We start from the raw sequence: 18,784 nt of genomic DNA, 5'->3' as shown, positions 1-18,784 counted from the left end.
CGGTAGGGGAGGGGCTGGCTGCCTGTGCTCAGCGCTGCGGGAGGAGTGGACGTCAGCACGGGCGCCCTCCTGCCGGGTCGGCATCGGTGAAGAGTTCCGCGGTGACCGTGTGGCCGCCATGGCTGCCGTGGACGACGACCCGGTGAGCGAGCGCGATGACCATGCCCAGGCCCCGGCCGTGCTCCGCCTCCTGGTCCTGGTGCTCGACCTTCGGCGCCGTGCCGGTGCCTCCGTCGTCCGTGACGGACAGGGCGATCCCCTGCGGGGAGACCGCGAGGGCCAGATGGAAGGTGCCGGATGCCTGGCCGCTGGCCGTGTGGAGGATCGCGTTCGCGCTCAGCTCGCTGACGATCAGCTCGGCGTCCTCGGCCAACGGCGATCCCCGCAGGATGTCGCGGGTCCAGCGGCGGACCCTGCTGACCTCTTCCGGGAAACCTGGGCAACTGAGCCCCCAGACCCGGGCGCTACTCGTATACTCGTGCATACAAGTTCCTTCATGCTGGTAGGCCGCCATGTGCAGCGGGTTCGGGCTAGACGAGTTTCACGCCGTCATGGGCGCGGACGGCCGGCGGGGACGCCGCGTCGAGTGCGTCAAGCACGCGGATCGCGTACGCCTCGTCGGTGAGTTCGATGACTTCTTCGCGGGTGGCCCAGTGCAGGGCGCGGGTCTCGTCCCCCGTGGTGGGAGTGCCGTCGGCCGCCTGGCAGCGGAAGACGAGGGAGACGATCAGGCCCGTCATGTTCTTGTAGACACCGGTCAGGGTCGCGGGAAGCTCGATCTTGATGCCGGTCTCTTCGAGGACTTCGCGCTGAAGGGCCTCGGGGATGGTCTCCTCGCGTTCGAGGACTCCGCCCGGGGGTTCCCAGTGGCCGTTGTCGCGGCGCTTGATCAGGAGGGCCCGGCCTTGGTCATCGACGATGACCCCGGCGACGCTCACGGAGTGCGGGCGTTCTGTGCTCACGTTCCTCGGCCCTCTCGGCTGACTAGGCTCTCCACCGTAGCAACAACACTCGCCCACTCGTCTAGATACCTAAAGGAGTACGCATGGCGTCTCTACCGAGCATTCTCGGCGGCCTCGACCCGACCAGTGATCGTGCGGTCTTCCGGCAGATCGCCGACCAGCTGCGCGAGGCCATCGACCGTGGGCGATTCAAGGAAGGGGAGAAGCTGCCCTCCGAGGCTGAGCTGGTCGAGCACTACGGGGTTTCCCGGATGACGGTCCGGAACTCCTTCTCGATCCTCCAGGGCGAGGGCCTGGTGCACGCCGAGCACGGCAGGGGCGTCTTCGTCCGGCCTCGGCCTCCGGTGCGCCGCCTCGCCTCCGACCGATTCGCCCGGCGCCACCGCGAGCAGGGCAAGTCCGCATTCATCGTGGAGGCCGACGCCGCCGGCAGTCACCCCACCGTGGACAGTCTGGAGGTGAAGGAGGAGAAGGCCAGTCAGGACATCTCCACCCGGCTCGGCTCCGTGCGGCGCGTGCTCGCCCGGCGTCGCCGGTACCTGCTCGACGGCCGGCCGGTCGAGTTCGCCACGTCCTACCTCCCGCTCGACATCGCCCGCGGTACGCAGATCGCCGAGCCCAACCCGGGCCCCGGCGGCATCTACGCCCGTCTCGAGGAACTGGGCCACCAGCTCGACCACTTCGAGGAGGAGATCCGGGCCCGGATGCCTTCGCCATCCGAGGTGAAGACGCTGCAACTGGCCTCCGGCGTGCCGGTGATCCACCTGATCCGTACCGCCTTCGACACTTCGGGACGGGCCGTGGAGGTCTGCGACACGGTGATGGCGGCCGACGCCTACGTCCTCTCCTACCAGCTTCCGGCGACCTGATCGGCGGTGCGCGAGGCCACTTCTCCGGACTCGTACACACCGACACGCATACTCGTATAGACGAGTGGGCAAGTTGTGTGGCAAGGTGATCCCGTTCCCGGCGCCGCTGGGTTCGAAGGATGCATCTTGTCTAGACGAGTAGATGGGGAGAAACCTTGCGCACCATCCGTGTGGAGTCCTCGGCCGCGACGATCCTGCTGACCGAGGCGCCCGAGCCCAAGGTCCGCGACCGGCAGTCGGGCGAGATCGCGAAGGACGCCGTCAGCGGTGAGGCGCTGATGACCATCGGCGTCGTGTACATCGAGGAGGGGGAGTCGTCCCTGATCAAGGTGACCGTTCCGGAGAGCGGGGTGTCGGAAGGGCTCGCCCTCGGTGCCCCGGTCTCGCTGCCGGGCCTGGTCGCACGGCCGTGGGAGAGCGTGTTCAACGGCCAGCAGCGGCACGGCATCGCCTTCCGGGCCGCCGCCGTCACTCCGGCCGCCTTCCCGGCCGCCATGGGGGCGTCGGCCTGATGACCGACCTGGCAACGCTTCTGGAGGTGGGAGGTCCCGTCGCCGCGCTCGGCGGTGGGGCCGCCTACGCCCGGGCGCGACACCCCGGCGTCTACTGGTCCATGGTCGGCTTACCGGTGTCCACAGTCCGACTGCTCAGCTCCTACGGCTCCGTCATGGAGGCGTGCGGGCTGACCGTGGCCCCCTCCCGGCTGCGGGTCCTGGCAGTCAAGGCCACCACCCGCCGTGAGGTCCGGCCCGTACCGCCGAGCCGGGGGGTCATCCGCCCGACCACGACGGGACTGCGGGTCCGCCTGAGGCTCGCCCCGGGGCAGGAACCCGCCGACGTGGCCGCCTCCGCCGAACGGCTGCGGCACGCCTGGGGCGTCCACGCCGTCTACGTGACCACGATCAAGCCGGGCGTGGTCGAACTGCGGCTCGTCGGCTTCGACGTGCTGCGGCGGGTGCGTATGCCGCGGAAGCTCCGCCCGGACATCCTCCGGGTGCCGGTCGCGCTGCGCGAGGACGCCACTCCATTCGTACGCGACTACCGCACCGTGCCGCACCAACTCACCCTCGGCGCCACGCTGTCCGGCAAGTCCATGTACCTGCGTCACCTCGTCGCCGGCCTCGCCCGCCAACCCGTCGCCCTGGTCGGCATCGACTGCAAACGGGGCGTGGAACTGGCGCCCTTCGCCCCGCGCCTGTCGGCGCTCGCCACCGACCCGGAGCAGGCCGCCGAGCTGCTGCCCGTGCTCATCAAGGAAATGGAGGACCGGTACGACCTGATCAAGGCTCGGCAGGGCATCGCGCCGAGCATGCCGGACGAGGAGATCACCTCCGACATCTGGGGCCTGCCCGAGCATGAACGCCCGGCGCCTGTCGTGCTGTTCGTTGACGAGGTGGCCGAACTCTTCCTCGTCGCGACGAAGAAGGACGAGGAACGCCGGGACGAGATGGTCACCCAGCTCATCCGGCTCGCCCAGCTCGGCCGGGCCGCCGGCATCTACTTGGAGGTCTGCGGCCAGCGCTTCGGCGCCGAACTCGGCAAGGGCGCGACCATGCTGCGGGCCCAGTTGACCGGCCGCGTCTGCCACCGCGTCAACGACGAAGCCTCCGCCAAGATGGCGCTCGGCGACATCGCCCCCGAGGCGGTCTCGGCCGCCTGCGCCATCGCCCCCGAACGGCCCGGCCTCGCCGTGGCCGGTGACACCTCCGGCGGCTGGTCCCGCATCCGCACGCCGTACCTCTCCCTCGGCGACGCCGCCGAGACCTGCCGCGAGTCGGCCCACCTGGTCCCTGACCTGCCCGCGCTCAAGCCCTTCCGGCCCGAGGTGCCCGTACGGCCGCCCGTCGAGGCACCGAGCCCGGTCGTGCGGCCCCGCCCGGTGACCGACTGACCCGCGTTCGCATGCATCCCCGGTCAGCGTGACCGCCTCACGCCATGTCTCTACCCCTCCCATGCCCGAATCCGGAAGGAGCCGCAGCATGCGCGCCCACCTGGCCCGCGTCGACGCGGTGCTCGTCCAAGCGGTCATCGCCGCCGCGCTGTCCTTCGCCCACCTGCACGACGTCGCCTCGGCGGCCGGACAGGACGGGTGGAAGGCGTGGGCCTATCCCGTCTCGGTCGACCTGCTGCTCGTCGCCGCCTGGCGTCGACTGCGGTCCGGCGACGCGAAAGCGGCCGGGTGGTGCTGGTTCCTGATCGCCCTCGCCGCGTCCCTGGGCGCGAACGTCGCCACCGCCGGACTGCTCGACCTGGACCACGTGCCGACCTGGCTCCGCATCCTCGTCGCGGGCTGGCCCGCGGTCGCCTTCCTCGGCGGAACCCTCCTCGTCCACTCGTCGCCGACCACGCACGACGAGACCAGTGACGCCGTGGGACAGGAGACGCCCGAGGACATCGAGGACCAGGAGGACGCGCCCGATCCCACACCGGAACTCCCGGCGCCTCCGGCAGTCGATCCGGTACCGGTTCCGCCGCCGGTCGCCGTCCCGGCCGCCCTGGTCGAGCACGCCCGCAAAGTCGCCGCCGAGCACCACGCCCGCACCGGAACGGCCATCGACCCCCCGACCCTGCGCGCCCGCCTCGGCGTCCCGCCGCCCATGGCCGACGCCATCGCTGCCCAGCTCTGAGAGGAGACCCACGTGAGCGCCAACCGGCGTTTCCGCTCCGTCACCCGCATCGGCCCCGTCCAGGTCGGCACGTCCTACGACGGCCGCGGCCGGGAGAAGCACACCGCCGCCTGTACAGCCCCGCGCTGCGGCTTCTCCGCCGACTACGACAGCCGCGCCGCCGCCGAACTGGCCGCCCGTACCCACAGCTGCCCCGTCCGTTGAAAGGACCCGTACACCGTGACCGTCAGCCTGCCGCTCGTCGTCCTCCTCGGCCTCTTCGCCTGGGGAGCGGTCAAGTTCCTCGGCGTCCGCACATGGATCGTCGTCCTGATCGCCCTCTTCGGCTTCTGGCTCTCGGACACCTTCCTGGCCCCCGCCATCGAGTCCGGCACGCGTTCTGGCGTGGACATCGTCAACGGCTCACATGACTAGACGAGTAGGTAAGGAGAGCTGCGCCGTGTTCCTGCCCAAGTACCCCGACAGCCCGACGCCGCCGCCCGCGCACCCCCACACCGTGGTCGACCAGATGCCCGCTCGGCGGCCGGTCCCTCAGATCTCCGTCAGCACCGGAGCGGTCGCGGCCGTCCTCGTCGGCGGCGTCGTGCTGACCGCGCTCCTGGCCGCCGTCGCCGTCACGGCCGTCTCTGTGGCCGTCGCCGCCGTGGTCCTGCGCTCGCTGCTCCGCGACCAGCACCGCCGCTGACGCACCGGACCCCCGGGGCGGCCTCGATACCGCCAAGCATCCGCCGCCCCGGGGGCCGTCTCCCTCCAGCCGAACCAGAAGGAGAAAGCCATCATCACCCGCGCCACTCCGCCCCCGCTCCACGAACTCGGCGAACTGGCCGCCCTCGGCACCATGCCCGCACTCCTGCGCCAACTCGCCGGCCTCGGCGGCTGCACGCACCCGATCCGCCTCGACGGCCACCGCACCGAGTACGCCGTCGACACCCGCACCGGCGAGATCGGCAACGTCCTCCACCACCTCGACTCCTCCAACCTCCCGGCCGGTCACCTCCTGGTCCGCTGCAACAACCGCCGCACCACCCGGTGCGCGGCCTGCGCCGAGGTGTACCGCCGCGACACCTTCCACCTGATCACCTCCGGACTGCGCGGCGGCAAGGGCGTCCCCGAACGCGTCGCCGCCCACCCGCGCGTCTTCGCCACCTTCACCGCACCCGGCTTCGGCCCGGTCCACAACCGCCCCACCGGCCCGGCCGGTTCGGTCCGCCGTTGCCGCTGCGGCGCGCTCCACGACCAGGACGACCCCGCCCTCGGCACCCCGCTCGACCCGGACACCTACGACTACGAAGCGGCCGTGCTCTGGAACGCGCACGCCGGTCTGCTGTGGCGGCGCTTCTCGATCTACCTGCGCCGGGAGGTCGCCAAGCGCGCCGGCCTCACCCAGCGGGCCTTCCGCGAGTACGCCCGGGTGTCCTTCGCCAAGGTCGCCGAGTACCAGAAGCGCGGGGCCGTCCACTTCCACGCCGTCATCCGCATCGACGGCCCCGAGGGCGGCGACACCCCGCCTCCCGCCTGGGCCACCGCCGAGTTGCTGACCGACGCCATCCGGGCCGCCGCCACCGCCGCCCGCGTGGACGGCCCAGTCCTCGACGGCCGGGCCCACGCCTTCGCCTTCGGCCGACAGCTCGACGTCCGCACCATCCGCTCGGCCGAATTTGACGGCGGCCAGGAACTGACCGAACGGGCCGTCGCCGCCTACATCGCCAAGTACGCCACCAAGGGCGCCGAGACCGCCACGGGAGCTCTCGACCGGCCGCTGAGGTTCCTCGCCGAACTCGCCCAGCTCGACATCAGCGACCACGCCCGCCGGCTCATCCGCACCGCCTGGACCCTCGGCGCCCGCAAGGACCTCGAACACCTCCGCCTGCGGGCCTGGGCCCACATGCTCGGCTTCCGCGGCCACTTCTCCACCAAGTCCCGCCGCTACTCCACCACCCTCGGCGCCCTCCGCGACGCCCGCGCCGAATGGCGCCGCGCACAGGCCATGGCAGCGAACGGGACCGACCCGGACACGACCCTCGTCCTCGCGCACTGGGTCTACGCCGGAACCGGCCTCACCGACGCCGAAGCCTGGCTCGCCGAAACCCTCGAACCCGCCCCCGGAACGGAAGGAGAACCCACCCATGGGTAGCCGACGCCTCGCTGTCGCAGAAGCGGCCTCCGAGCCGCGTGGCCTGCCGTCGCGGTACCTGACTCCTGACGACCTCGTGGCGATGTTCGACCTGCCCAGCGTCGAGACGGTCTACCAGTGGCGCCGCAAGCGCACCGGACCCCGTGGCTTCCGGGTCGGCCGGCACCTGCGCTACGACCCTGCGGACGTCCAAGCCTGGGTCGAGTCCCTGCGGGAAGGGGCTGTTGCCTGATGGCTGGGCACATCCAGGACCGGTGGTACCGGACCGAGACCGGCCCGGATGGGAAGGCGCGCAGGGTCAAGACTGAGCGCTACGGGTCCGGTCAGCGCTACCGCGCTCGTTACGTCGGCCCGGACGGTACGGAGAAGTCCAAGAGCTTCCCCGACCGTCAGAAGCGGCTCGCTGATCAGTGGCTGGCGCACATCGAGGCGGACATGGCGCGCGGGCAGTACATCGACCCGCGCGCCGCCCGGATCACCTTCCAGCAATACGCCGAGCGCTGGGTCGCCACACAGGGCGCCGACCCGAACACCCAGGCCTCGATGGAGTCGCAACTACGGCTGCACGCCTTCCCCTACCTCGGCTCGCGTCCGCTCGGCTCCTTCCAGCCGGCGCACATCCGGGACTGGGTGCGGCAGTTGCAGGAGAACGGCATCCGCGGGTCGTACGCCCGGACGATCTACTCCAACGTGCGCGCAGCGCTCAGCGCGGCCGTGGACGACGGGCACCTTCCCCGGAACCCTTGTGCAGCTCGCTCCGTCCGCCCGCCGACCGTCGACAACAAGCGCATCGTGCCCTGGACGCCTGAGCGGGTCTTCGCCGTCCGGGCCGCCATGCCCGAGCGCTATCAAGCCATGGTCGACCTGGGCGGCGGCTGCGGGCTTCGCCAGGGCGAGATCCTAGGCGTGGCCGTCGATGCGATCGACTTCGCCTCGGACACGCTCCACGTGGTCCAACAACTGAAGTTGAGCCGCAGCAAGCCGGTGTTCGCGCCGCCGAAGGGCGGCAAGCTGCGGGACGTGCCGCTTCCTGGTCCCGTCGCCGATGCGCTGCGGGCGCACATGAAGCGGTTCCCGCCGGTCGAGATCACCTTGCCGTGGAAGGTCGCCGACGGTCCTCCGGTGACCAAGCGGCTCATCTTCACCGGGCCGCGCGGCGGGCACGTCTGGCGTACGTCGCTCAATGAGGAGGCGTGGAAGCCAGCGCTGGCTGCGGCTGGCGTCATCCCTGTGCCCAAGCGAGGTCGACCGTACGCGGAGTCGCGCGAGAACGGCATGCACGCCCTCCGCCACTTCTACGCCTCGGTGCTCCTGGACGCGGGCGAGAACATCAAAGCTCTTGCCGAGTACCTGGGGCACTCGGACCCGGGCTTGACGCTCCGCGTGTACGCGCACCTGATGCCGTCCAGCCAGGAGCGCACCCGCAAGGCGGTGGCCGCCATCTTCGACACGGCCCGGTCGGAGCCGTCCAGCACCTGACGGCCCAGAGACGGCCCAGAGACAAAGACAAGCCCCCTACTCGCGGAGAAACCGCAGGTAGGGGGCCTATTCGTGCGGGCTTACTTCTTCTTGCCCTGGTTCTTCACAGCCTCGATCGCCGCAGCCGCCGCCTCCGGGTCGAGGTACTTGCCGCCCGGCGTGACCGGCTTGAAGTCGGAGTCCAGCTCGTAGTACAGCGGGATGCCCGTCGGGATGTTGAGGCCCGCGATGTCGGCGTCCGAGATGCCGTCCAGGTGCTTGACCAGCGCGCGGAGGCTGTTGCCGTGGGCGGCGATCAGGACCGTGCGGCCGGACAGGAGGTCCGGGACGACCGAGTCGAACCAGTACGGCAGCATGCGGACGACGACGTCCTTCAGGCACTCCGTCTGCGGACGCAGCTCCGGCGGGAGGGTCGCGTAGCGCGGGTCGTTGAACTGGGAGTACTCGGCGTCGCGGTCGAGCGGCGGCGGCGGGGTGTCGTAGGAACGGCGCCACAGCATGAACTGCTCCTCGCCGAACTCCGCGAGCGTCTGCGCCTTGTCCTTGCCCTGGAGGGCGCCGTAGTGACGCTCGTTCAGGCGCCAGCTGCGGCTGACCGGGATCCAGAGGCGGTCTGCGGCCTCCAGCGCGAGCTGGGCCGTGCGGATCGCGCGCTTCTGGAGCGAGGTGTGGAGCACGTCGGGCAGCAGGCCGGCGTCCTTGAGCAGCTCGCCGCCGCGCGTCGCCTCCTTCTCGCCCTTCGCGGTGAGGTTGACGTCCACCCAGCCGGTGAACAGGTTCTTCTCGTTCCACTCGCTCTCGCCGTGGCGGAGGAGGATCAGCTTGTACGGTGCGTCGGCCATGTGCCCGAGCGTAATCGACGCCCCGCACGGCCCGCGCGCCCTGCCCGCCTGGCGGACGCTTGACGGGATCTGTTAATTGAGTGGCCTCCGACAGGACCGCCTTCGTAAGTTGTGCTCGCCGATACCAGCACTTACATGCCGTCCCGGGCCGGGCCCGGGCGTCAGGGGGCCATCCATGTCCGTCACCGGAGTCAGACGTGCCCTGAGCGAGTCCGTCTCAGGGCTTCCCCGCGCGTTCTGGTGGTTGTGGACCAGCACCCTGGTCAACCGGCTGGGCGCCTTCGTCGCCACCTTCATGGCGCTCTACCTCACCCTCGACCGCGGCTACTCCGCCTCCTACGCCGGCCTCGTCGTCGCCCTCCACGGGCTCGGCGGCGTCATCTCCTCCCTCGGCGCCGGCGTGATGACCGACCGGCTCGGGCGGCGGCCCACCCTGCTCGTCGCCCAGACCGCGACCGCGCTGTCCGTCGCCCTGCTCGGCTTCGTCCACGACCCCGTCGCCATCGCCGCCGTCGCCTTCCTCGTCGGCATGGCGTCCAGCGCCTCCCGGCCCGCCGTGCAGGCGATGATGGCGGACATCGTGCGGCCGGAGGACCGTATCCGGGCCTTCTCCCTCAACTACTGGGCCATCAACCTCGGGTTCGCGGTCTCCTCCGTGGGCGCCGGCTTCATCGCCGAGGTCAGCTACCTCGCCGGCTTCCTCATCGAGGCCGGGATGACCCTCCTGTGCGCCGTGCTCGTCTTCGTCAAGCTGCCCGAGTCCCGGCCGGAGCAGAAGGCCACGGGGCCCGGCGGCACCAAGGAGGACTCCGTCTCCCTCGGCACCGTGCTGCGGGACGGCCGGTTCATGGGCGTCGTCGGCCTGTCCTTCCTCATCGCCCTCGTCTTCCAGCAGGGCTACCTGGGACTCCCGGTCGCCATGGGCGCGGCCGGCTTCACACCCGCCGACTTCGGCATGGCCATCGCCGTCAACGGCGTCCTGATCGTCGTCCTCCAGCTGCCCGTCACCCGGCTGATCGAGCACCGCGACCCGCGCCGGATGCTGATCGTCTCCTCACTGCTCGCCGGGTACGGCTTCGGCCTCACCGCCTTCGCCGGGTCGGTCGGCGTCTTCGCCCTCACCGTCTGCGTGTGGACCCTCGCCGAGATCGTCAACGCGCCCGTGCAGACCGGTCTGGTCGTACGGCTCTCCCCGGTGCACGGGCGCGGCCGCTACCAGGGCGTCTACACCTCGTCCTGGGCGGTCGCCGCCCTCGTCGCCCCGCTGCTGTCCGGCTTCGTCATCGACCGCTGGGGCGCCGCCTGGCTCTGGGGCACCTGCGCCGTCGTCGGCACGGTCGCCGGCCTCGGGTACGGGCTGCTCATGCGGGGGCTGCCGGGGAACACCGACGCGGACACCGGCGCCGAGCCCGCCAGGCACTCCACCGAGCACTCCGCCGAGCCCGCCGAGCAAAGCGCCTGACACGCCCCACGACCACAGGCCCCGCCCACCGTCACCGGCGGGCGGGGCCTGCGTACGTACGTCGTCTCACCCGCACTGGCACGGGCTGCCCGACTGGCACCCGCAGCCGCACCCCGAACCGCAGCCGCAGGCGGCGATCAGGGTGAGGTTCCTGACCTCGGCGGGTTGCTCGGTCTCGCGCTCCTGCGTGGGGTCGGGCGTCGTGCCGGGGGTTTCGGCCATGGGTCCCTCCTCGGGCTGGGGCCAGCGCACACCTGGTCCCCATTGCACTCCCGACCGGCCGGGCGCATCAACGGCGCATCGGGGGAGACGGAAGCTCGCCCGCGCCCCCGGCCGCCGCCCGTACGCCGTGTCCACGAGCAGCCTCAGCTGCCCTCCACCCCCTGCACCGACGCGATCTCCGGCTGCAGGTCCGCCTGGATCTCGTCCGCGTGCTCGCCCGTCACCAGGTACACCACCCGCTTGGCGACCGACACCGCGTGGTCCGCGAACCGCTCGTAGTAGCGGCCCAGCAGGGTGACGTCCACCGCCGTCTCGATGCCGTGCTTCCAGCGGTCGTCCATCAGGTGCTGGAAAAGGGTGCGGTGCAGCAGGTCCATCGCGTCGTCGTCCTGCTCCAGCTGGAGCGCCAGGTCGACGTCCTTGGTGATGATCACCTCGGCCGCCTTCGCCATCAGACGCTGGGCGAGCTGGCCCATCTCCAGGATCGTGGCGTGCAGGTCCCGCGGCACCCCGCGCTCCGGGTAGCGCAGCCGGGCCAGCTTCGCCACGTGCTGGGCGAGGTCGCCGGAGCGCTCCAGGTCCGCGGACATCCGCAGCGAGGTGACGACGATCCGCAGGTCGGTCGCCACCGGCTGCTGCCGGGCCAGCAGGGCGATGGCCCGCGCCTCCAGGTCGTGCTGCAGCTCGTCGACCTTCTGGTCGGCCTCGATCACGCTCTCGGCGAGCTTCAGATCGGCGTCGAGGATGGCGGTCGTGGCGCGCCCGATCGCCGATCCGACCAGCCGGGCCATCTCCACCAGACCGTCGCCGATCGAATCCAGTTCCTCGTGGTACGCGTCCCGCATCGCAGTTCCTCTCGTGCGTCTGTGTCCGGGCTGTCCCGGTCCGGGCTCTCCGGGGCCCTCGGGTCCCACCCACGCTCCCACGTTCCGCGCTCCACGCGTCCGGTTCCGTCACCTCGCGTGAACCGGTACTGGCCTGTAGGTGAACTCTGGGCGACGAGTGTCCGAGGTCGCCCGCCGAGCGCTGTGGGCCGCGCGCGCCCCATGCCTAACCTGGACGCATGGACGTGAACGCGGCGGTCGCCGCAGCGGCTGCGATCGCCGGAGTGCTCACCGGCGTCATCGCCATGCTGGCGTTCCGTGTCAGTGAACGCGAACAGCGGCGCCCGACCCGCGCCTCGCTGCACACCGACGCCGTGCTCCCGCCCGGCGTCGACACCGTGCTGTCCGTGCTGCGCTCGTCCGCCGTGGTCCTCGACGAGAACGACGGCGTGGTGAAGGCCAGCTCGGCCGCGTACGCCCTCGGACTGGTCCGCGGCGGCAAGCTCGCCGTGGAGCCGATGCTGAAGATGGCCCGCGACACCCGGCGGGACGGCGAGATACGGCAGGTCGAGCTGGACCTGCCCCGCCGGGGGACCGGGCGCGGCGAGGCCCTCGCGGTGTCCGCGCGGGTGGCGCCGCTCGGCTCCCGGCTGGTGCTGCTGCTGGTGGAGGACCTCACCGAGGCCCGCCGCATCGAGGCCGTGCGGCGCGACTTCGTCGCCAACGTCAGCCATGAGCTCAAGACCCCCGTCGGGGCGCTGTCCCTGCTGTCCGAGGCCGTGATGGACGCCTCCGACGACCCCGAGGCCGTGCAGCGGTTCGCGGGGCGCATGCAGATCGAGGCGACCCGGCTGACCAGCCTGGTGCAGGAGCTGATCGACCTCTCCCGCGTGCAGAACGACGACCCGCTGGAGGACGCCGAGCCGGTCCCGGTCGGGGAACTGGTCGCCGAGGCCATGGACCGCTGCCGCCACCAGGCGGGCACCAAGGAGATCACCATGGCCGCCGCGGGCGCCGCCGACCTGCGGGTCTGGGGCAACCGCGGCCAGCTCGCCGCCGCGCTCGGCAACCTCGTCGAGAACGCGGTCAACTACTCGCCCGCCCGCACCCGCGTGGGCATCGCGGTCCGTTCGGTCGCGCAGCCCGGCGGGAATCTGATCGAGATCGCCGTGACCGACCAGGGCATCGGCATCTCCGACAAGGACAAGGAGCGCATCTTCGAGCGCTTCTACCGCGTCGACCCCGCCCGCTCCCGCGCCACCGGCGGCACGGGGCTGGGCCTCGCGATCGTGAAACACGTGGCCGCCTCGCACGGCGGAGAGGTCACGGTGTGGAGCGCCGAAGGCCAGGGCTCCACCTTCACCCTGCGGCTGCCCCAGGCCCCTGCGGCCCGCGGCCGCCGGCCGTCCGAGCGGGACGACTCCGAGAGCCTCGACGCAGAGGCCGGACAGACGTCCCACCCCTCCCCCCACTCGTCCGATCCATCCGCGTACGCAACGCTTCCCTCCCCGGAGGTCCTCCCGTGACCCGAGTGCTCGTCGTCGAGGACGAGGAGTCCTTCTCCGACGCCCTGTCGTACATGCTCCGCAAGGAGGGCTTCGAGGTCGCCGTGGCGACCACCGGGCCCGACGGACTCGACGAGTTCGACCGCAACGGAGCCGACCTCGTCCTCCTCGACCTGATGCTGCCCGGACTGCCGGGCACCGAGGTGTGCCGCCAGCTGCGCGGCCGCTCCAACGTCCCCGTGATCATGGTGACCGCCAAGGACAGCGAGATCGACAAGGTGGTCGGCCTGGAGATAGGCGCCGACGACTACGTCACCAAGCCGTTCTCCTCGCGCGAGCTGGTCGCGCGGATCCGCGCGGTGCTGCGCCGGCGCGGCGAGCCCGAGGAGACCGCCCCGGCGGCCCTGGAGGCGGGTCCGGTGCGGATGGACGTCGACCGGCACGTGGTGACCGTCGGCGGCACCAAGATCGACCTGCCCCTGAAGGAGTTCGACCTGCTCGAGATGCTGCTGCGGAACGCGGGCCGGGTGCTGACCCGGATGCAGCTCATCGACCGGGTGTGGGGCGCGGACTACGTGGGCGACACCAAAACCCTCGATGTCCACGTCAAGCGCCTGCGCGCCAAGATCGAGCCGGACCCGGGCGCGCCCCGCTATCTGGTGACCGTGCGCGGGCTGGGCTACAAGTTCGAGCCGTAGGCCGCGGGACAGGGACACGGACGAAGGGCGGGACCCCGGTGAGGGGTCCCGCCCTTCGGCGTCACGTGCGGTGCGCGGACGGCCGTCAGTGGCCGGACGCGTCCTGGCTCGCGGAGGCCGCGTCAGAGGGGGTGCCCGACGGGGCGCCGGTGCTGGTGGGCTCGTCGCCGGAGTCCGGCTCGCCCGCCTGCTCGCCCTCACCCGTGGCCTCGTCGGCCGGCTTCCCGGAGGCGTCCGCCGACGGCGACGTGGAGGCGCCCGCGGCGGGGGCCTCGCTCGGGCCCCAGCCCTTGAAGAAGTGCTCGGCCGGGACGACGAGGGCGCGCAGGCTCACGTCGCCGGTCTCGCTGAAGGTGAAGGTGATCTTCTGGGCGTTGCCGTCCTGGACGGCCTCACGGCTGCTGGGCAGCACGGCGGAGGCGTTGCCCTCGCCGCCGAGGATCAGGCTGCCGCCGGCCGGGACGACCAGCTCGCCGCCCTTGGCGGGGGACAGCTCGGCGGTCTTGCCGGTGCCGGGGACGGTGACCGACTCCAGGGTCTGGTCCTTGTCGCCCGAGTTGAAGAGGGTGGCGGAGACGACGGCGGGGCCGGTCGACTCCAGGTCGGGCTGGGTGATGACGGTGGCGTTCTGCACCTTGATGTCGCCGACCGTCGTCGCCGCGTTGTCCGGCTTGATCTGCAGGGTCTGGGCGTTGTTGCCGGCCGCGCACGCGGAGAGCGAGGCGAGGGAGATTGCGATGGCGGCGGCGGCGAGGGCGCCGCGTCGAAGGCTGCTGCTCACGGCGGCGGCAACTCCTTGACTCGAGCGTGTGTGGCGACCGGGTAAAGCCGCCCTAAGTGGTTGTCAGCGGCCTCAGGTTACCGAGCCTCCCGCAGGCTGCTGCACCCGACCCTCCCCACGCCTACCCGGCCGGCGGCGGTGAGGAGTGCCCGCGCCGGGGATGTCACCCGATCACCGCCGACTCCCGCGCACCGCGCCTCATGCGTCGCGCGAACCACAAGTGACCCCGAGTAAACATCAGCCACTTCCGTCCGGGGAGCCCCTCCATTCACACGCGCGAGCATTTCGGTGAAGGAATGAGGGGGATACCGGCAATTGATCACCGGCCGCCGATCCTCACACCGTGTGATCAATTCCGGATTCGTCCGGAACCGGCTCGGCGCACCGAACGGAGTAGCGGAAGTCGCGCATCTGGAACCGGACATATGGGAATGTTCGACCAGTCGTGTAGGGCTCCGGAAGGGTGTAGCGTGCGCGTTTCACTTCCCCCGGAGAACCGCTCCGACCTGCGAATACCCGGTTCCGCCAGCCGCCCGAAGCACGTTCCTGTTGCTGTTGTCAAGCCCCGAGAATGGCCCTGACCTGCGAAAACGCCATTCAGAAGACGCCGTATCCGTGTTACCCTGGATAGCCACGGAAGGGGTACCTGTCACATGACGTTCAAGGTTGGCGACACCGTGGTCTATCCCCATCATGGGGCCGCGCTGATCGAGGCAATCGAAACTCGCCAGATCAAAGGCGTGGACAAGACCTACTTGGTGCTGAAGGTCGCCCAGGGTGACCTGACGGTACGTGTGCCAGCGGACAATGCGGAGTTCGTCGGCGTGCGTGATGTGGTCGGTCAGGACGGGCTGGACCGGGTCTTCGAGGTGCTGCGCGCGCCGTACGCCGAGGAGCCCACGAACTGGTCCCGTCGGTACAAGGCAAATCTCGAGAAGCTCGCCTCGGGCGATGTCATCAAGGTCGCGGAAGTCGTGCGTGACCTGTGGCGCCGGGAGCGGGAGCGCGGTCTCTCCGCCGGTGAGAAGCGCATGCTCGCGAAGGCGCGTCAGATTCTGGTCAGCGAGCTGGCCCTCGCCGAGAACACCAACGAGGACAAGGCCGAGGCCCTCCTCGACGAGGTTCTCGCCTCCTGAGTCCTCCGAGTCGTGGCTCCGCCCGTCGCGTGCCGTCACGCCGGCCGTCGGAGCAGCACTCAGAGCACTCAGCGCATCGAAATGCCGCGGTGCCCGATGACGTCCAGGACGTCGCCGGGCGCTGCGGCATGTTCGTACCCGGACACCCTACGTAGGCTGCACTTGCGCCGAAACGGGGAATGTGTCATCACTCACGTCCCCACCCCTGGCGTGCCGGGCCCGGGCGGTCGCACTCGACCAGAGTCACGGAAGGGGCTGGTCAAGGCGGAACGCCCGGCACTTCCCCGCTCATGGGAGCGGGGCACGCCCTGGCCATACCCACGTAGGCCGAGCCCACAAACCTGACAGGAACCGATGTCTGACGATCCGCTCCCGCCGTCCTCGCCGACCCCCGCACCCGGCCGTCCGACGGTCCGGACAGCGGCCGTCATCCCGGCCGCGGGCCGGGGTGTGCGGCTCGGCCCCGGTGCCCCCAAGGCGCTGCGCGCGCTCGGCGGCACGCCCATGCTCGTCCACGCCGTCCGCGCGATGGCCGATTCCCGCGCTGTCTCCCTCGTCGTCGTGGTGGCGCCGCCCGACGGCGCCGGCGAGGTCAAGTCGCTGCTCGACGCGCACCCCCTGCCCGAGCGGACCGACGTCCTCGTCGTCCCCGGCGGCGAGAGCCGCCAGGAATCCGTGAAGCTCGGCCTGGACGCGCTCCCCGAGGGCTACGACATCGTCCTGGTCCACGACGCGGCCCGCCCGCTCGTCCCGGTCGACACCGTCGACGCGGTCATCGAGGCCGTACGGGACGGAGCGCCCGCCGTCGTCCCCGCGCTGCCGCTCGCCGACACCGTCAAGCAGGTCGAGCCGGCCGCCGCCCCCGGCGAGCCCGAGCCCGTCGTCGCCACCCCCGACCGCTCCAGGCTGCGCGCCGTCCAGACCCCGCAGGGCTTCGACCGGGCCACCCTGGTCCGCGCCCACGAGACCGTGACGGACGACGTCACCGACGACGCGAGCATGGTCGAGCAGCTCGGCCTCACCGTCGTCACCGTCCCCGGGCACGAGGAGGCCTTCAAGGTCACCCGCCCCCTCGACCTGGTCCTCGCCGAGGCGGTCCTGGCGCGCAGGAGGCTCAACGATGGCTTCTGAGGCGTACCCCCTGCCGCAGGTCGGCATCGGCACCGACATCCACGCCTTCGAGGACGGCCGCGACCTGTGGTGCGCCGGCCTGAAGTGGGAGGGCGAGGGCCCCGGCCTCGCCGGCCACTCCGACGCGGACGTCGTCGCCCACGCCGCCTGCAACGCCCTGTTCTCCGCGGCGGGCCTCGGCGACCTCGGACAGCACTTCGGCACCGGCCGCCCCGAGTGGTCCGGCGCCTCCGGCGTCACCCTCCTCACCGAGGCCGCCCGCATCGTCCGCGAGGCCGGCTTCCGGATCGGCAACATCGCCGTCCAGGTCGTCGGCCCCCGCCCCAAGATCGGCAGACGCCGCGAGGAGGCCCAGAAGATCCTCTCCGAGGCAGCGGGCGCCCCGGTCTCGGTGTCGGGCGCCACGACGGACGGCCTGGGCTTCCCGGGCCGCGACGAGGGTCTGATGGCGGTGGCGACGGCCTTGGTCGTAAAAGCGGGGTGAAGAACCACACCGTCAGGGGCGCGGGGCTGTATCGATGTGCGGCTCAGCCGCGGGACGCGGTCAACCCCCACCGGGCCCGCACGTGACATGCGACCCGAAACAGCCGGAGGCACACCGCACACCCCCGCGCCTACTACCCTTGGACCCGTGACTATTCGCCTGTACGACACCAGCGCCCGGCAGATCCGTGACTTCACCCCGCTCCGGCAGGGTTGCGTCTCGATCTACCTGTGTGGTGCCACCGTGCAGGCGGCGCCCCACATCGGTCACATCCGCTCGGGCCTGAACTTCGACATCATGCGCCGCTGGTTCGAGTACCGCGGCCTCGAGGTCACGTTCATCCGCAACGTCACGGACATCGACGACAAGATCATCGCCAAGTCCGCCGAGCAGGGCCGCCCCTGGTGGGCCATCGGGTACGAGAACGAGCGCGCCTTCAGCGACGGCTACCGCGCGCTCGGCTGCCTGCCCCCGACGTACGAGCCGCGCGCCACCGGCCACATCACCGAGATGATCGAGATGATGCGCGGCCTGATCGAGCGCGGGCACGCCTACGAGGCCGACGGCAACGTGTACTTCGCCGTGACCTCGTTCCCGGACTACCTGCAGCTGTCCAACCAGGAGCTGGACAACCTGCTCCAGCCGTCCGGCGAGGGCGAGACCGGCAAGCGGGACCCGCGCGACTTCGCGATGTGGAAGGCGGCCAAGCCGGGCGAGCCCAGCTGGGAGACGCCGTGGGGACGCGGCCGCCCGGGCTGGCACCTGGAGTGCTCGGCGATGGCGCACAAGTACCTCGGCACCGCGTTCGACATCCACGGCGGCGGCCTGGACCTGATCTTCCCGCACCACGAGAACGAGATCGCCCAGGCCAAGGCCTACGGTGACGAGTTCGCCCGGTACTGGGTGCACAACGCCTGGGTCACCATGAGCGGCGAGAAGATGTCGAAGTCGCTCGGCAACTCGGTGCTGGTCAGCGAGATGGTCAAGCGCTGGCGGCCCATCGTGCTCCGCTACTACCTGGGCACCCCGCACTACCGGTCGATGATCGAGTACAGCGAGGAGGCCCTGCGCGAGGCCGAGTCCGCGTTCGCGCGGATCGAGGGCTTCGTGCAGCGCGTGGTGGAGAAGGCCGGCGGGGTCGTCGAGCCCGCCGCCGAGGTGCCGCCCGCGTTCGCCGAGGCGATGGACGACGACCTGGGCGTCCCGCAGGCGCTCGCCGTCGTGCACACCGCCGTCCGGCAGGGCAACAGCGCGCTGGCCGCCGACGACAAGGAGGAGGCGGTCGCCCGCCTCGCCGAGGTCCGCGCCATGCTCGGCGTGCTCGGCCTCGACCCGCTGGACCCGCACTGGGCCGGTGACGACGGCCGCGGGGACGACCTGCACGGCGTCGTCGACACCCTGGTCCGCATGGTCCTCGACCAGCGCGAGGCCGCCCGGGCCCGCAAGGACTGGGCCACCGCGGACGCCATCCGCGACCAGCTCAACCAGTCCGGGCTGGTCATCGAGGACAGCCCGCAGGGCCCGCGCTGGAGCCTCGGCCCCCGCTGAGACACCGCCCGGGACCCACGGCCGACCGGCTGCGGACCACGTCCGGCCGGCCGCGGAACCCGGCCCGGGACCGCACAGGT

The 18,784-nt window shown here is 71.3% G+C and carries 23 protein-coding genes; 17 read left to right on the top strand and 6 right to left on the bottom strand.

The annotated features are described in order from the left end of the window. Window positions 1-52: 52 nt before the first annotated feature. Together AY578_RS14810 and AY578_RS14805 are read right to left on the bottom strand one after the other, a co-directional pair. Complete coding sequence (locus AY578_RS14810) at window positions 53-484, bottom strand: ATP-binding protein (protein WP_258902617.1); 432 nt, start codon at window positions 482-484, stop codon at window positions 53-55. 46 nt (window positions 485-530) lie between these two features. Then, window positions 531-938, bottom strand: coding sequence for an NUDIX hydrolase (locus AY578_RS14805; RefSeq protein ID WP_093769033.1), 408 nt, complete (start codon window positions 936-938; stop codon window positions 531-533). 107 nt (window positions 939-1,045) lie between these two features. Between AY578_RS14805 and AY578_RS14800 the strand changes: the two genes are divergently transcribed. From AY578_RS14800 to AY578_RS14755, 10 genes are all read left to right on the top strand, one after another. Continuing rightward, the gene (locus AY578_RS14800; protein ID WP_258902615.1) at window positions 1,046-1,831 is read left to right on the top strand and encodes a GntR family transcriptional regulator; all 786 of its coding nucleotides are present in this window, start codon (window positions 1,046-1,048) and stop codon (window positions 1,829-1,831) included. Between the two features lie 155 nt (window positions 1,832-1,986). Continuing rightward, window positions 1,987-2,343 (top strand): SCO3933 family regulatory protein, encoded by a 357-nt coding sequence (locus AY578_RS14795; RefSeq protein ID WP_258902614.1) that lies wholly within the window; start codon window positions 1,987-1,989, stop codon window positions 2,341-2,343. Then, a complete protein-coding gene (locus AY578_RS14790; RefSeq protein WP_258902613.1) occupies window positions 2,343-3,722 on the top strand; it encodes an FtsK/SpoIIIE domain-containing protein in 1,380 nt (459 codons plus the stop codon). Before AY578_RS14795 ends, AY578_RS14790 begins: the two co-directional genes overlap by 1 nt. A gap of 88 nt (window positions 3,723-3,810) precedes the next feature. Continuing rightward, a complete protein-coding gene (locus tag AY578_RS14785) occupies window positions 3,811-4,458 on the top strand; it encodes a DUF2637 domain-containing protein (protein ID WP_258902612.1) in 648 nt (215 codons plus the stop codon). Window positions 4,459-4,470: 12 nt separating this feature from the next. Beyond that, window positions 4,471-4,662 (top strand): mobile element transfer protein, encoded by a 192-nt coding sequence (locus AY578_RS14780; RefSeq protein WP_129839397.1) that lies wholly within the window; start codon window positions 4,471-4,473, stop codon window positions 4,660-4,662. Between the two features lie 15 nt (window positions 4,663-4,677). After that, complete coding sequence (locus tag AY578_RS14775) at window positions 4,678-4,872, top strand: hypothetical protein (RefSeq protein WP_109539118.1); 195 nt, start codon at window positions 4,678-4,680, stop codon at window positions 4,870-4,872. Window positions 4,873-4,897: 25 nt separating this feature from the next. Beyond that, window positions 4,898-5,143: a SpdD protein gene (locus AY578_RS14770; protein WP_129839395.1), complete on the top strand. Its 246-nt coding sequence runs from the start codon at window positions 4,898-4,900 to the stop codon at window positions 5,141-5,143. A 153-nt stretch (window positions 5,144-5,296) separates the two neighbouring features. After that, window positions 5,297-6,592: a replication initiator gene (locus AY578_RS14765; protein ID WP_258902609.1), complete on the top strand. Its 1,296-nt coding sequence runs from the start codon at window positions 5,297-5,299 to the stop codon at window positions 6,590-6,592. Then, window positions 6,585-6,824, top strand: a complete 240-nt coding sequence (locus tag AY578_RS14760) for a helix-turn-helix transcriptional regulator (RefSeq protein ID WP_093845636.1) — start codon at window positions 6,585-6,587, stop codon at window positions 6,822-6,824. The genes AY578_RS14765 and AY578_RS14760 overlap by 8 nt, the downstream gene beginning before the upstream one ends. Beyond that, window positions 6,824-8,071, top strand: a complete 1,248-nt coding sequence (locus tag AY578_RS14755; protein ID WP_258902608.1) for a tyrosine-type recombinase/integrase — start codon at window positions 6,824-6,826, stop codon at window positions 8,069-8,071. Before AY578_RS14760 ends, AY578_RS14755 begins: the two co-directional genes overlap by 1 nt. Window positions 8,072-8,151: 80 nt before the next feature. On the opposite strand, the gene AY578_RS14750 is transcribed toward AY578_RS14755, so the two are convergent. Further along, on the bottom strand, window positions 8,152-8,913 hold the full coding sequence (locus tag AY578_RS14750) for a phosphoglyceromutase (RefSeq protein WP_019523965.1): 762 nt from the start codon (window positions 8,911-8,913) through the stop codon (window positions 8,152-8,154). A 175-nt stretch (window positions 8,914-9,088) separates the two neighbouring features. Here AY578_RS14750 and AY578_RS14745 point away from each other — a divergent pair, with 175 nt between their 5' ends. After that, window positions 9,089-10,375 (top strand): MDR family MFS transporter, encoded by a 1,287-nt coding sequence (locus AY578_RS14745; protein ID WP_240801033.1) that lies wholly within the window; start codon window positions 9,089-9,091, stop codon window positions 10,373-10,375. A gap of 66 nt (window positions 10,376-10,441) precedes the next feature. On the opposite strand, the gene AY578_RS14740 is transcribed toward AY578_RS14745, so the two are convergent. Together AY578_RS14740 and phoU are read right to left on the bottom strand one after the other, a co-directional pair. Continuing rightward, window positions 10,442-10,597, bottom strand: a complete 156-nt coding sequence (locus AY578_RS14740; protein ID WP_019523963.1) for a hypothetical protein — start codon at window positions 10,595-10,597, stop codon at window positions 10,442-10,444. Window positions 10,598-10,740: 143 nt separating this feature from the next. Next, complete coding sequence (gene phoU / locus AY578_RS14735; RefSeq protein ID WP_136238267.1) at window positions 10,741-11,442, bottom strand: phosphate signaling complex protein PhoU; 702 nt, start codon at window positions 11,440-11,442, stop codon at window positions 10,741-10,743. A 218-nt stretch (window positions 11,443-11,660) separates the two neighbouring features. Between phoU and phoR the strand changes: the two genes are divergently transcribed. Then, on the top strand, window positions 11,661-12,947 hold the full coding sequence (gene phoR, locus AY578_RS14730) for a two-component system sensor histidine kinase PhoR (protein WP_136238266.1): 1,287 nt from the start codon (window positions 11,661-11,663) through the stop codon (window positions 12,945-12,947). 5 nt (window positions 12,948-12,952) lie between these two features. Then, a complete protein-coding gene (gene phoP / locus AY578_RS14725; RefSeq protein WP_019523960.1) occupies window positions 12,953-13,624 on the top strand; it encodes a two-component system response regulator PhoP in 672 nt (223 codons plus the stop codon). Between the two features lie 85 nt (window positions 13,625-13,709). On the opposite strand, the gene AY578_RS14720 is transcribed toward phoP, so the two are convergent. Next, window positions 13,710-14,405 (bottom strand): copper chaperone PCu(A)C domain-containing protein, encoded by a 696-nt coding sequence (locus AY578_RS14720; RefSeq protein ID WP_136238265.1) that lies wholly within the window; start codon window positions 14,403-14,405, stop codon window positions 13,710-13,712. Between the two features lie 653 nt (window positions 14,406-15,058). Between AY578_RS14720 and AY578_RS14715 the strand changes: the two genes are divergently transcribed. The 4 genes from AY578_RS14715 to cysS all read left to right on the top strand — a co-directional run bounded on the left by AY578_RS14715 (window position 15,059) and on the right by cysS (window position 18,704). Then, a complete protein-coding gene (locus AY578_RS14715) occupies window positions 15,059-15,541 on the top strand; it encodes a CarD family transcriptional regulator (protein WP_003953493.1) in 483 nt (160 codons plus the stop codon). 354 nt (window positions 15,542-15,895) lie between these two features. Then, on the top strand, window positions 15,896-16,672 hold the full coding sequence (ispD, locus tag AY578_RS14710) for a 2-C-methyl-D-erythritol 4-phosphate cytidylyltransferase (RefSeq protein WP_019523958.1): 777 nt from the start codon (window positions 15,896-15,898) through the stop codon (window positions 16,670-16,672). Continuing rightward, on the top strand, window positions 16,662-17,156 hold the full coding sequence (gene ispF / locus AY578_RS14705) for a 2-C-methyl-D-erythritol 2,4-cyclodiphosphate synthase (RefSeq protein WP_136238264.1): 495 nt from the start codon (window positions 16,662-16,664) through the stop codon (window positions 17,154-17,156). The genes ispD and ispF overlap by 11 nt, the downstream gene beginning before the upstream one ends. Window positions 17,157-17,303: 147 nt before the next feature. Continuing rightward, on the top strand, window positions 17,304-18,704 hold the full coding sequence (gene cysS, locus AY578_RS14700) for a cysteine--tRNA ligase (protein WP_136238263.1): 1,401 nt from the start codon (window positions 17,304-17,306) through the stop codon (window positions 18,702-18,704). The last annotated feature ends 80 nt before the right edge of the window (window positions 18,705-18,784 follow it).

The organism is Streptomyces thermocarboxydus (genome assembly GCF_024760485.1).
GTDB classification, from domain to species: domain Bacteria; phylum Actinomycetota; class Actinomycetes; order Streptomycetales; family Streptomycetaceae; genus Streptomyces; species Streptomyces cellulosae.
The sequence above is the reverse complement of the archived record's forward strand: the minus strand, read 5'-3'. Positions and strand labels throughout refer to the sequence as shown.

Bases quoted from the DNA above. Each gene is read 5' to 3' on its own strand.
- phoU (WP_136238267.1), bottom strand. From the start codon at position 11,442: ATGCGGGACGCGTACCACGAGGAACTGGATTCGATCGGCGACGGTCTG.
- AY578_RS14715 (WP_003953493.1), top strand. From the start codon at position 15,059: ATGACGTTCAAGGTTGGCGACACCGTGGTCTATCCCCATCATGGGGCC.
- ispD (WP_019523958.1), top strand. From the start codon at position 15,896: ATGTCTGACGATCCGCTCCCGCCGTCCTCGCCGACCCCCGCACCCGGC.
- AY578_RS14750 (WP_019523965.1), bottom strand. From the start codon at position 8,913: ATGGCCGACGCACCGTACAAGCTGATCCTCCTCCGCCACGGCGAGAGC.
- AY578_RS14745 (WP_240801033.1), top strand. From the start codon at position 9,089: ATGTCCGTCACCGGAGTCAGACGTGCCCTGAGCGAGTCCGTCTCAGGG.
- AY578_RS14800 (WP_258902615.1), top strand. From the start codon at position 1,046: ATGGCGTCTCTACCGAGCATTCTCGGCGGCCTCGACCCGACCAGTGAT.
- ispF (WP_136238264.1), top strand. From the start codon at position 16,662: ATGGCTTCTGAGGCGTACCCCCTGCCGCAGGTCGGCATCGGCACCGAC.
- AY578_RS14810 (WP_258902617.1), bottom strand. From the start codon at position 484: ATGCACGAGTATACGAGTAGCGCCCGGGTCTGGGGGCTCAGTTGCCCA.
- AY578_RS14740 (WP_019523963.1), bottom strand. From the start codon at position 10,597: ATGGCCGAAACCCCCGGCACGACGCCCGACCCCACGCAGGAGCGCGAG.
- AY578_RS14790 (WP_258902613.1), top strand. From the start codon at position 2,343: ATGACCGACCTGGCAACGCTTCTGGAGGTGGGAGGTCCCGTCGCCGCG.
- AY578_RS14785 (WP_258902612.1), top strand. From the start codon at position 3,811: ATGCGCGCCCACCTGGCCCGCGTCGACGCGGTGCTCGTCCAAGCGGTC.
- AY578_RS14755 (WP_258902608.1), top strand. From the start codon at position 6,824: ATGGCTGGGCACATCCAGGACCGGTGGTACCGGACCGAGACCGGCCCG.
- AY578_RS14765 (WP_258902609.1), top strand. From the start codon at position 5,297: ATGCCCGCACTCCTGCGCCAACTCGCCGGCCTCGGCGGCTGCACGCAC.
- AY578_RS14760 (WP_093845636.1), top strand. From the start codon at position 6,585: ATGGGTAGCCGACGCCTCGCTGTCGCAGAAGCGGCCTCCGAGCCGCGT.
- phoR (WP_136238266.1), top strand. From the start codon at position 11,661: ATGGACGTGAACGCGGCGGTCGCCGCAGCGGCTGCGATCGCCGGAGTG.